This is a genomic window from Bacillus sp. DX4.1 (assembly GCF_030348195.1).
Classification (GTDB): Bacteria; Bacillota; Bacilli; order Bacillales; family Bacillaceae_G; genus Bacillus_A.
Map to the genome: position 1 here is coordinate 827,590 of NZ_JAUCFT010000008.1, position 12,690 is coordinate 840,279.

Below are 12,690 nucleotides of genomic sequence, written 5' to 3' on the forward strand. Positions count from 1 at the left end.
GGGGATGCGTATTGAAATGAAAAATATTTCAAAGGCGTTCAATGGCAATCCTGTTTTGAAAAACGCACAGTTTTGTATTGAAGCAGGAGAAGTCCATGCACTTATGGGAGAAAACGGAGCGGGAAAATCAACGCTCATGAAAATTTTAACGGGTGTTTATACGAGAGATGGTGGCCAAGTCACGATTGATGGAGAAGAACGTACATTTAAAAATGCGAAAGAAGCAGAAGAATACGGCATTGCTTTTATTCATCAAGAACTGAACATACTACCGAATTTAACAGTTGCTGAAAATATGTTTCTTGGAAAAGAGCTTATGTATGGCAAAACAGGAATTTTGCGTACACGTCAAATGAATGGGATAGCGCAGCAACAGCTGGCAAATCTTGGCCTTCATGTAAAAGGATCTATGCTTGCCAGTGCATTGTCTGTTGGGCAACAGCAAATTATTGAAATTGGCAAAGCATTAATGACAAACGCGAGTGTCATTATTATGGACGAGCCTACAGCCGCTTTGACAGATCGAGAAATTGAAACGCTCTTTACGGTTATTAACAAATTGCGTAAAGAAGGTGTATCGTTCGTTTATATTTCTCACCGCATGGAGGAAATTTTTTCTATATGTGATGCAATTACAATTTTACGTGATGGAGATTATGTCGGAACGCGATTGATTCCTGAAACATCGTTTGATGAAGTTGTTAGTATGATGGTGGGTCGAAGTATTGGCGAGCGCTATCCAGAACGTGATGCTGCAATTGGAGAAGTTATATTTGAAATGCGTAACGGCACGAAGAAAGGTAAGTTTGAAAATGTTTCGTTTCAAGTTCGAAAAGGTGAAATTCTTGGCGTTGCCGGATTAATGGGAGCAGGCCGCACGGATATTATGAAAGCTATTTTCGGATACGAGCCGTTAGATTCAGGACAAATCTTTATGAATGGCCGAGAAGTTACGATTGATAGCCCGCTTGATGCAATACGGCAGCGGATTGCATTTATTACAGAGGACAGAAAATCAGAAGGACTTGTATTAGATTTTTCTATTCGTGAAAATTTAGCATTGCCAAACTTGGGGAGCCTTTCGAAAGGTAGCGTGATGGATAAACAAACGGAAGAGCAGTTTACAGCGGATATGATGAAGCTCCTAAATGTAAAAGCAGCAAATGGAGAACAGGCTGTCAAATCACTTTCCGGTGGGAATCAACAAAAAGTTGTCATTGCAAAATGGCTCGGGATTCATCCGCAGCTATTGATTTTAGATGAACCAACACGAGGCGTCGATGTTGGAGCAAAAAAAGAAATTTACTCGATTATGAACAAGCTTACAAGCCAAGGGGATGCAATCATTATGGTTTCATCTGAATTACCAGAAGTATTGGGGATGAGTGATCGTATCCTTGTCATTCATGAAGGAAAAGTAGGCGGGATTTTAGAGAAAGATAAGGCAACGCAAGAGTCGATTATGGCATTAGCAACAGGGGGAGAATAAGTCATGGCTAAAAAGGGGAATGTATTGCAACAACTCGGTTCGTTAATCGGATTAGCACTTATTGTAGTAGTTATTACAGTATTAAATCCATCGTTTATTGAGATACCAAACTTATTAAATATTTTACGCCAAGTATCTATTAATGCACTAATTGCTTTTGGAATGACCTTTGTAATTTTAGCAGGGGGTATTGACTTATCGGTAGGTTCTATTTTAGCATTATCAAGTGCACTTGTTGCTGGGATGATGGCAAGTGGCATGGATCCGTTCCTTGCAATGACAGTTGGATTATTAGCGGGTCTTGTAATGGGAATTGTAAACGGTATCATCATTGCGAAAGGAAAAGTGGCACCATTTATCGCAACATTAGCAACGATGACCATTTTTCGTGGGCTGACGCTTGTTTATATGGACGGACGTCCGATCACTGGTCTTGGGGATCACTTAGCATTCCAAATGTTTGGTCGTGGTTACTTCTTCGGTATTCCTGTACCAGCTGTAACGATGATGATTGCTTTTGCTGCACTATACTTTATTTTAAAGAAAACAACGTTTGGCCGCCGTACCTTTGCAATTGGTGGGAATGAAGAAGCGGCAGCATTATCAGGTATTCATGTAACGCGTATGAAAGTAATGATTTACGGTCTTTCTGGAATTCTGGCAGCGCTTGCGGGTATCGTGTTAACATCACGTTTAGACTCTGCACAGCCAACTGCCGGTTCTTCTTACGAATTGGATGCAATCGCTGCAGTCGTACTAGGAGGAACAAGTCTTTCTGGTGGAAGAGGTTGGATTGTCGGCACATTCATTGGTGTACTCATCATCGGTGTATTGAATAACGGCTTAAACTTATTAGGAGTATCTTCTTTCTTCCAACAAGTTGTAAAAGGACTTGTTATCTTACTTGCTGTATTAATTGATCGTCGAAAAGAAGCGTAATGGAGGGACAATTCATGAAAAAATGGTTACTTGTACTCGTTGCACTCATGATGGTAATCACTGCTGGTTGTTCGATGGAACCGCCAGAATGGGCAAAGGATTCTAGCGATAAAGGTCGAAATAACAACATTAAAGTTGGATTTTCTGTTTCCACTTTAAACAATCCATTTTTCGTCACGTTGAAAAAAGGTGCAGAAAAGAAAGCGAAAGACAGTGGTATTGAGTTGATTGCGGTCGATGCACAAAATGATGCAGCAAAGCAAACAAACGATGTCGAAGATTTAATTCAAAAAGGTGTTGATGTAATTGTTATTAACCCAACGGATTCAGATGCTGTCGCATCAGCAGTAAGCGCAGCCAATGCAGCAAACATTCCTGTTATTACAGTAGACCGCGTTGCAAACTCTGGGAAAGTTGTTTCACACATTGCTTCTAATAACGTAGAAGGTGGCAAAATGGCTGGTGACTACATTCGTGGACTTGTTGGTGAAGGTGCAAATGTTGCTGAGCTAGAAGGGATTCCTGGTTCTTCTGCAGCTCGTGAGCGTGGGGAAGGATTCCATAAAGTAGCTGACAAGGGGTTGAAAGTGGCTGCTAAGCAAGCGGCAGATTTTGACCGTGCCAAAGGTTTATCGGTTATGGAAAACATTCTACAGGCAAATAATGATATAAAAGCAGTATTTGCTCATAACGATGAAATGGCATTAGGTGCACTAGAAGCATTGAAATCTGCTGGAAAAACAGATGTTATTGTTGTTGGATTTGATGCAACTGATGATGCTGTAAAAGCGGTTAATGACGGTCGTATGGCAGCAACTGTTGCACAAAAACCAGAGTTAATTGGAGAGAAGGCGATGGAAACAGCAAAACAGGTGAGCCAAGGCAAAAAAGTGTCGAAATTTATTCCGATTGAATTAGAGCTTATTAAGAAAAAATAAATATAAATCCAAATTTGGAAAGGAAGAAAAACAAATGAAATTCTTTATCGATACAGCAAACATTAATGAAATTAAAGAGGCAAATGAACTAGGAGTATTAGCAGGTGTAACAACAAATCCATCACTTGTAGCAAAAGAAGGCGTAGACTTCCATGAACGTATTCGTGAAATTTGCAGCGTTGTAGAAGGTCCTGTAAGTGCAGAAGTTATTAGCTTAGAAGCAGACAAAATGATTGAAGAAGGAAAAGAGTTAGCAAAAATTGCTCCAAACGTTGTTGTAAAAGTACCAATGACAAAAGAAGGCTTAAAAGCAGTAAAAGCATTCTCTGACCTAGGAATTCGTACGAACGTAACATTAGTATTCTCAGCTGTACAAGCATTGCTTGCAGCACGCGCTGGTGCAACGTACGTATCTCCATTCTTAGGCCGCTTAGATGATATCGGTCATAATGGTATAGACTTAATTCGCCAAATCGCTGACATCTTTGTAATTCACGGCATCCCAACAGAAATTATTGCAGCATCTGTACGCCACAGCGTTCACGTAACAGAAGCAGCATTAAACGGTGCACACATTGCAACAATCCCAGCAAATGTAATTGGAGCGTTAGTAAAACATCCATTAACAGATCAAGGAATTGAGAAATTCTTAGCAGATTGGGATAAATCACAAGGAAAATAAAGTGAAATTTTCATCAGTGGGGGGCTTCGTCTCCCACTGATGACTAGCCCTGACCAATCGGGTATTAACGGACAGTTATCCACCTGTACTTTTTCGAATCGGGGTCTTACTGCTCATTAATGCAGGATAAATCATGTTTTTGAGGATTCCCTAAAAGTAGCTAATTTGCTGCTTTTAGGGAATCTTTTTATTTTTGACAGAAAAATAAAAAGATTCAGTATGTAATTATGCATAATCTCTTTTCTATTTCAATATTTAGTTATTTAATAGCAATAATAGACTTTTTGTATTGAGGGAAAAGAGAGGAGGATATGTAAGAACGGTAGCTATTTTTTATTTTTCAGCATTTCTACTTTTAATTATTCGAATTTTTAGTTTTATGAAAATGGAAATTGAGGAGGGAATACATTGAAGAAAAAAACACCATTTAGAGTTTTTTCTGCATTGGCAATTACAACTTTATTAAGTTGTTCGTTTACTATTGGAGGACAATCTGCTTTTGCAGAAACAACTGCAAAATCTAGTAGTAAAAATCCAACTACTCCAATTGATGAAAACTTAATTCAAGAGGAGCGCTTGGCTGAAGCTTTAAAAGAGCGGGGAATGATTCATCCATCAGCATCGAAAGAAGAGACGAAAAAGGCTGTGGAGCAATATATTGAAAACAAGAAAGGCGATCAATCGAATAAAGAAGTACTTCCAGGTGATTCTGCTAAAGAAGCATCTGATTTTGTAAAACAAGAGAAAGAAACAAAAATGGAAGAAAAAGAAAAAGTGAAGAATCCGGTACAAAGTGGAAGACCAGAGCAAATGCCTTCAGCAAGTAAAAAACAGCTAAATGGAAAAGTGCCGACGACTCCTGCTAAGCAAGTACCGTATAACGGAGCTGTTCGCACAGATAAAGTGCTTGTGCTACTTGTGGAATTTAGTGATTATAAACATAACAACATTGATCAAACATCTGGATATATGTATTCTAAAGATTTCAGCAGAGAGCATTATCAAAAGATGTTATTTGGTAATGAACCATTTACATTATTTGATGGATCAAAAGTAAAAACATTTAAGCAATATTATGAAGAACAATCTGGTAGTAGCTATACAACAGATGGTTATGTAACAGAATGGTTAACTGTCCCAGGGAAGGCAACAGATTACGGGGCAGATGCGAAGAGTGGTCATGATAATAAGGGACCAAAAGGACCTCGTGACCTTGTGAAAGAGGCATTAAAAGCGGCAGCTGATAAAGGATTAGATTTATCTCAGTTCGACCAGTTTGACCGTTATGATACGAATCGTGATGGCAACCAAAATGAGCCAGACGGTGTTATCGATCATTTAATGGTCATTCATGCTGGTGTTGGACAAGAAGCAGGTGGCGGTAAATTAGGTGATAATGCGATTTGGTCACATCGTTCAAAATTAGCAAGAGATCCAGTAGCAATTGAAGGAACAAAATCAAAAGTTTCAAACTGGGGTGGAAAAGTAGCTGCGCATGACTACACAATCGAACCTGAGGACGGTGCAGTTGGTGTGTTTGCTCATGAATTCGGTCATGATCTTGGTTTACCAGATGAGTATGATACAAAATATACAGGGAATGGATCACCTGTTGAAGCATGGTCATTAATGAGTGGCGGTAGCTGGACAGGGAAGATCGCTGGAACAGAACCGACAAGTTTTTCACCGCAAAATAAAGATTTCTTACAAAAAAATATGGGCGGTAACTGGGCGAATATTATAGAAGTAGATTACGATAAAATAAAGCGTGGTGTAGGAGTGCCTACCTATATCGATCAAAGTGTTACAAAATCGAATCGTCCAGGTCTTGTACGTGTGAATTTACCTGGAAAAAGCATTGAAACAATTAAACCAGCATTTGGAAAGAAAACATACTATAGTACAAGAGGCGACGATATTCATACAACATTAGAAACACCGTTGTTTGATTTAACAAAAGCTGGGGCAGCGAAATTTGATTACAAAGCAAATTATGAGCTTGAAGCAGAATGTGATTTTGTAGAAGTACATGCGGTTACAGAAGATGGAACGAAAATATTACTTGATAAACTGGGCGGTAAAGTTGTAAAGGATGATATGGATACGACAGAAGGAAAATGGATTGATAAATCATATGATTTAAGTCAATTCAAAGGAAAAAAAGTAAAATTACAATTTGACTACATTACAGATCCAGCTGTAGCATATAAGGGATTTGCAGTGGATAACACAATATTAACAGTAGACGGAAACGTAACATTCTCTGATGATGCAGAAGGACAAGCAAAAATGAAATTAAATGGATTTGTCGTTTCTGACGGAACAGAAATGAAATCACATTACTATTATTTAGAGTGGAGAAACTATGCTGGTTCAGATAATGGATTAAAAGCAGGTAGAGGTCCAGCATATAATACAGGTCTTGTTGTTTGGTATGCAGACGATAGCTTTAAAGATAATTGGGTAGGTCAGCACCCTGGTGAAGGATTCCTTGGTGTTGTTGATTCTCATCCAGAAGTGGTTGTTGGAACTTTAAGTGATAAACCGGTAATTGGAAAAACAGGATATCAAGTTGCTGATGCGGCATTCTCATTCGATCAAACACCAGCATGGAGTGTAAACTCAAGCGTACGTGGTCAATTTAATTATGCAGGTTTACCGGGTGTTACAACATTTGATGATTCTAAAGTGTACAGCAACAGCCAAATTCCAGATGCAGGCCGTAAAGTTCCACAATTAGGACTGAAGTTCCAAGTCGTTGGACAAGCGGATGACAAATCTGCAGGTGCAGTTTGGATTCGTCGTTAATAGATTGGTAGTGTAAGTGAAATAAAAAAGTACATTCTTCATATGGAGAATGTGCTTTTTTCTATTATACATCAGGTTACTGCTTTAGTAGGATAGCTTGAGGATTACAGAAAAAGGATATTTATCCCGCATTAACGGGCAGTAATACTCTCACCTCAAATTTCTGCAGAAAGCAAAGAAGTTAGATGGAGGATGAAGAAAACCCCCACTGATTAAAGTTTCACTTTATCAAAGAGTGTAGAGAAAAGAAATATTTCCGGGGAAATTGTCGAGATATAGTTGGTATTTGTGTACTTTTTCTACAAAAAATGAGAGGATGTTGCTTTTATCCCGCTATTTTCGGGCAGTAGTACCTCCACCACAAAGTTCGGTAGGAAGTAAAGAAGTTAGGTGGGGAATGAAGAAAACCCACTGATCAAAGGTTCACTTTATACTAAGTTTACTTGCTATTGTCATAGAATTTAGTGGGTTAAATTCAGGATTAAACACAAAGAAAATTGATGGAAATATTCATTATTTACAGCAATTTGAATGGTTCTTAGAAATGTATGAGGATGAGAAGTATAGAAGACTGTTTTCAACGAATTATAACGTGTGCCCCCTATTTGCAAAGTAGCATCCGAACGAGGTTACTAGTAAATAATAAAAAAGAATAAGAGAAGCTACTAAAATTGTTAGATAAAAATAGGAGGCAATGAGTGTATCAAGTGCGCTTTTTAATTATATTATAATGATATAAAGATGATAAATGTCACTTATTTCTTTTAGAAGGAATATGAAAATACATATATTTTCAATACTTGCTAATTTTGTGGTATGAAAAAATAATTATTATAAAAAAGCAAGAATATGTATTGATTTTGCCTTTTATTTTAAGTAAAATTCAAAAGGATCAATAATGATAGCGATAGTTTAATAGTTTGATTTTAGGTAAGGGAAAATTATTTTTAGTAGATGCAGAGTATAAGGAATAATTATGAGGTTGTAAACAAAGGGAGAGTAGAGTAAGTGACAGCATTGAGAAATTTATCAATCTATGTAAAGGCTAGTATCGTTCTATTATGTTTTGCTTGTATTTATTTTGTTATGCCAACAACACATGCAAGTGCAGAAACTGTGAAAATTTATATTGATCCAGGTCATGGTGGAACGGATACAGGAGCTGTTGGAAATGGTTTGCGAGAAAAGGACTTAACATTAGATATTGCCTTGCGTATTCGTAACATTTTAAATGCAGAGTATACGGGTCATGAAATTAGAATGAGCCGTACAAGTGATGTGTATCCTACGCTAACACAGAGAACAACTGACGCGAATAATTGGGGAGCGGATTTCTTCTTATCTGTACATATTAATAGTGGTGGTGGCTCGGGTTATGAAGATTATAGTTATCCAAATGCAGGAGCGCCAACTACGACTTATCAAAATTTAATTCATCAAGAAATAATGAAGATAACTGATTTTAATGATAGAGGAATAAAGACAAATAATTTCCATGTGTTAAGAGAGACGAATATGCCGGCAGTATTAACTGAAAATGGATTTATTGATCGGGCGGAAGATGCTCAAAAATTAAGCAATCCAACATTTAGAGAACAACTTGCAAGAGGGCATGTAAACGGTTTAGTAAAAGCATTTGGTTTACAAAAGAAAACGTTCTTAATTCGTGTGAAACCAGTAGAGTTATATTATTATAATAAACCTGATTGGAATGCAAGAGCTGGTACTGTGAAACAAGGTGATGTCTTTACTGTTGTGGAAACGTTAACTGTGGATGGTTCGAAAATGTACAAGTTAAAATCAGGAAACTACATAACTGCTAATCCGGCGTATGTTGAAGTTTTACAATAAAGAGTATATATATATAAATTAAAAAAACGACATAAAACCCTTCTTTTTAGGTGGGAGAGAGCATCTGGCCATGCATAGAAGCGGTCAGATCCTTTTCCTGTCCGATGCCAAGTGGAAACAAAAAGAGAAAATGAGTGCAAGTCACCTTTTGTTATCCATAGCCGCGGCTTATATGTCGAAAAATCAAAATGGATTTATATAAAAAATAGACAGCTTTCTAGCTGTCTATTTTTTATATGGACTGTGTCATATACATGAAAATAGTAAATACATATTATTGTAGCTTTAACCTCCCTCTCACATATAACATCGAAGCAAACGTAAGCAAGAAGGCTGTTCCAATCACAAAGCTTACACTCGGTGATGCTCCAATCGCCCCAACTATAAATGATCCAGCGACAACACCTAAGGAGAAGAATGCGTAGAATAATCCGAATGCTTTTCCTCGGTTGTCTTCTGTTGTATTTTCAACAAGTAGGGCATTAATAGAAGGAAAGAGGATTGCAAATCCAATTCCATAAATGATCATGACAACAAAGAGCATGCCTTTTGTTGTAAATATGCCAAGTAAAGATAATGCTAGAGCCATTACTGCAATGCCAATTACCATCATTTTTTGACGGTTAAAGCGATCGTATATTCGATTTGTTGGTAGTAAGAAGAAGAGGATTGCGGTAATCCCAAAGACACTTAGCATCATGCCTGTTGTAGATGCTTTGAGTGCTAATGCTTCTACTTTCATCGGTAGCATATACGTTACAATTCCTTGTGAGAACATTAATGTAAAGGCTCCGAGATATGCTTGTAATAATGGTTCGGATTTTAGTAATCCAAGCATATCTTCTTTGTTCATCATTTGCGTTCGTGATTTATCTTTTCTTGTAATATGATTTGGCAGCAAGAAAAGCGAGATGATTGTACCGAGTACCATTAAGATAGAAATTGTAATGAAGACCCACTCTATGCCTGCTCTTGCTTTCATAATTCCGCTGAAAGCAGGACCAACGATAGCTGCTGTTCCGACAGCAGCACCAGATAAAGCCATTGCTTTCCCTTGTCTTGTTGATTTTGTTTGTTTGGATAAGAAAGTAAAGGCGGCTGGTATTAAGAAACCGTCGCTAAATCCATGCAGAAAGCGAACGATAATCAGTTGTTCGCCGCTTTGGACAACGGTATACAATAAGACTATGAGACTCGTAATTCCCATACTTATATAAAGAACTTTTTTTGCTCCAAATTTATCAACAGATGCACCTGCGATAATATTGCCGATCATATTGGCAAACGAGTACATTCCAATGACAAGGCCAATAATAAGAGGCGTTCCCCCAAGACTCTGTGCGTAAGTACTCATAATTGGTAATTGTGAAAATGTATCGAAAAAAGCCACGATAACAATAAAATAAATGAAATATTTCAAGCGATGTTCACCTCTCCTATGCTATTATGGCATAATGCGAATTTCACCTGCAATGAAATTGAATTAACAGATGTGGAAAAAAGTACAAAGTGACAAAATGATGAACATTTATTGTTAAAATTTAGTGGAATTTGTGTTTTGAAATATTTGGATAAAAGTATTATAATAGTTTTATAAACTTCACCAGGTTAAGTATATACATAGAAAGGGATGCATAAAATGAAAGCATTACTATGGTACAATCAACGTGATGTACGAGTAGAAGAAGTTCCAGAACCAACTGTACGATCAGGAGCAGTAAAAATCAAAATCAAATGGTGTGGTATCTGTGGAACGGATTTGCATGAATATTTAGCAGGACCTATTTTTATTCCAACAGAGGAACATCCACTAACACATGTAAAAGCACCTGTTATTTTAGGTCATGAGTTTAGTGGTGAAGTTGTTGAAATCGGTGAAGGTGTTACCAATCATAAAGTAGGAGACCGCGTTGTTGTGGAACCTATTTATTCTTGTGGTAAATGTGAAGCTTGTAAACATGGACATTATAATGTTTGTGAACAACTTGTCTTCCACGGTCTTGGTGGAGATGGTGGTGGCTTCTCTGAATATACTGTTGTACCTGAAGATATGGTTCACCATATCCCAGATGAAATGACATATGAACAAGGTGCACTTGTAGAACCAGCAGCAGTTGCAGTTCATGCAGTGCGTCAAAGTAAATTAAAAGAGGGCGAAGCTGTAGCTGTATTCGGCTGTGGACCAATTGGACTTCTTGTTATCCAGGCAGCAAAAGCAGCTGGTGCAACTCCTGTTATTGCAGTTGAACTTTCTAAAGAACGCCAAGAATTAGCGAAATTAGCAGGTGCTGATTACGTATTAAATCCAGCTACACAAGATGTGCTGCAAGAAATTCGTAACTTAACAGATGGTGCTGGTGTAAATGTTAGTTTCGAAGTAACAGGTGTTGAAGTTGTACTTCGCCAAGCAATTGAAAGTACACGCTTTGAAGGACAAACTGTTATTGTCAGCGTATGGGAAAAAGACGCTAAAATCACTCCAAACAACTTAGTGCTAAAAGAAAAAGAAGTTGTTGGTATCCTTGGATATCGTCATATCTTCCCAGCAGTTATTAAATTAATTAGCTCTGGTCAAATTCAAGCAGAGAAATTAATTACGAAAAAAATTACAGTGGATCAAGTTGTAGAAGAAGGATTTGAAGCGCTTGTAAAAGATAAAAATCAAGTGAAAATTCTTGTTTCACCTAAATAAGATAATAAGTAGACAAAGTAGCCTCTTTCTAGAAAATAGAAGGGGCTATTTTTTTTATAAATAGAAAAGTGATAGACTTTCTTTTGACTATATAAATACAAATTAAAAAACCGACATAAAACCCTTCTTTTTAGGTGGGAGAGAGCATCCGGTCATGCATAAGGGGCGGTCAGATCCTTTTCCTGCCCCATGCCAAGTGAAAACGAGTGCAGGTCACCTTTTGTTATCCATAGCCGCGGCTTATATGTCGAAAAATCAAAATGGATTTATATAGCTGTTTCTTTGTATAAAGTTAACCCTTTTCTATTACAATTCAATTGAATCATATTATTATATTCACAATGTATAGAGTTATAATAATATTAACATTTATATATTTTAATTTAATGATAGAAATTTCTTGAAGGGTGGATATTCTAAGCGTAGGTTAACCAATTGACATCATAGGATCCTAACTACATGTTCTAAATAACTTAACTATAAATGGAGGATTTTAACGGAAGTGAATGGGACAAGACATTAGGTTATTATTCATCAAAAGTCCCAGAAGATGGTGGAGTTTCGATCGTTAGTAAATGGCCCATTGTTGAAAAAATTTAATATGTTTTTGAAAAAGGATGTGGACCAGACGGCCAATCAAATAAAGGGTTTGTATATGCAAAGATTAAGAAAAATGATCGCTTTGTTCATGTCATTGGTACACACTTACAAGCAGAAGATAAACTGTGTTGGCCAACATCACCATCATCTGTGCGTACTGCACAATTGAAAGAGGTACAAGAATTTATTAAAAATAAAAATATCCCAGTGGATGAATATGTGTTAATTGGTGTAGATCTGAATGTCAATAAAATAAATAGCGGAAATCCCAATGATGCTGGTAATACATCTGAATACGCTTCTATGTTTAGAACATTACATGCGAATGTCCCTTCTTATACAGGACATACAGCAACTTGGGATGCCAAGACCAATAGTATTGCAAAATATAACTTCCCAACCGCACCAGCGGAATATTTAGATTATATTATTGTGGATAAAGACCACGCTCAGCCTGAATATGTGGATAATAAAGTGTTGAAACCGAAATCACCAGAGTGGTCGGTTTCTTCTTGGTTGCAAACATATACGTATGATGATTATTCTGATCATTATCCAGTAGAGGCAACCATTTCTATGAAATAGTTACAAAAGTTCCTTCGATTCAGAAGGGACTTTTTTGTGTAGAAAAAGGAAAATACCGTTTTCTTTCTAAATTATTCGTTTAACACACGATTTATTTCATACACAT

At 37.2% G+C, this 12,690-nt stretch carries 8 protein-coding genes and 1 pseudogene; 8 read left to right on the forward strand and 1 reads right to left on the reverse strand.

Annotated elements, in window-relative coordinates; translation table 11 throughout:
- The first annotated feature begins 4 nt into the window (after nt 1-4).
- From QUF99_RS07165 to QUF99_RS07190, 6 genes are all read left to right on the forward strand, one after another.
- Nucleotides 5-1,489, forward strand: a complete 1,485-nt coding sequence (locus QUF99_RS07165; protein ID WP_289369239.1) for a sugar ABC transporter ATP-binding protein — start codon at nt 5-7, stop codon at nt 1,487-1,489.
- 3 nt (nt 1,490-1,492) lie between these two features.
- A complete protein-coding gene (locus QUF99_RS07170) occupies nt 1,493-2,428 on the forward strand; it encodes an ABC transporter permease subunit (RefSeq protein WP_289369240.1) in 936 nt (311 codons plus the stop codon).
- Nucleotides 2,429-2,442: 14 nt separating this feature from the next.
- Nucleotides 2,443-3,366, forward strand: coding sequence for a ribose ABC transporter substrate-binding protein RbsB (gene rbsB / locus QUF99_RS07175; RefSeq protein ID WP_289369241.1), 924 nt, complete (start codon nt 2,443-2,445; stop codon nt 3,364-3,366).
- 34 nt (nt 3,367-3,400) lie between these two features.
- Nucleotides 3,401-4,048 (forward strand): fructose-6-phosphate aldolase, encoded by a 648-nt coding sequence (fsa, locus tag QUF99_RS07180; RefSeq protein ID WP_289369242.1) that lies wholly within the window; start codon nt 3,401-3,403, stop codon nt 4,046-4,048.
- A gap of 408 nt (nt 4,049-4,456) precedes the next feature.
- A complete protein-coding gene (locus QUF99_RS07185; protein ID WP_289369243.1) occupies nt 4,457-6,856 on the forward strand; it encodes an immune inhibitor A in 2,400 nt (799 codons plus the stop codon).
- A 1,008-nt stretch (nt 6,857-7,864) separates the two neighbouring features.
- Nucleotides 7,865-8,707 (forward strand): N-acetylmuramoyl-L-alanine amidase, encoded by an 843-nt coding sequence (locus tag QUF99_RS07190; RefSeq protein WP_289369244.1) that lies wholly within the window; start codon nt 7,865-7,867, stop codon nt 8,705-8,707.
- 274 nt (nt 8,708-8,981) lie between these two features.
- On the opposite strand, the gene QUF99_RS07195 is transcribed toward QUF99_RS07190, so the two are convergent.
- Complete coding sequence (locus QUF99_RS07195) at nt 8,982-10,127, reverse strand: MFS transporter (RefSeq protein ID WP_289369245.1); 1,146 nt, start codon at nt 10,125-10,127, stop codon at nt 8,982-8,984.
- A 219-nt stretch (nt 10,128-10,346) separates the two neighbouring features.
- On the opposite strand from QUF99_RS07195, the gene bdhA reads away from it, so the two are divergent.
- Both bdhA and sph read left to right on the forward strand, forming a co-directional pair.
- Nucleotides 10,347-11,399 carry a (R,R)-butanediol dehydrogenase gene (gene bdhA, locus QUF99_RS07200; RefSeq protein ID WP_289369246.1) on the forward strand — a complete coding sequence of 351 codons (1,053 nt, stop codon included), beginning with the start codon at nt 10,347-10,349 and terminating at the stop codon, nt 11,397-11,399.
- 495 nt (nt 11,400-11,894) lie between these two features.
- Nucleotides 11,895-12,584: pseudogene (sph, locus tag QUF99_RS07205) on the forward strand (sphingomyelin phosphodiesterase); the annotation flags it as partial.
- Between the last annotated feature and the right edge of the window lie 106 nt (nt 12,585-12,690).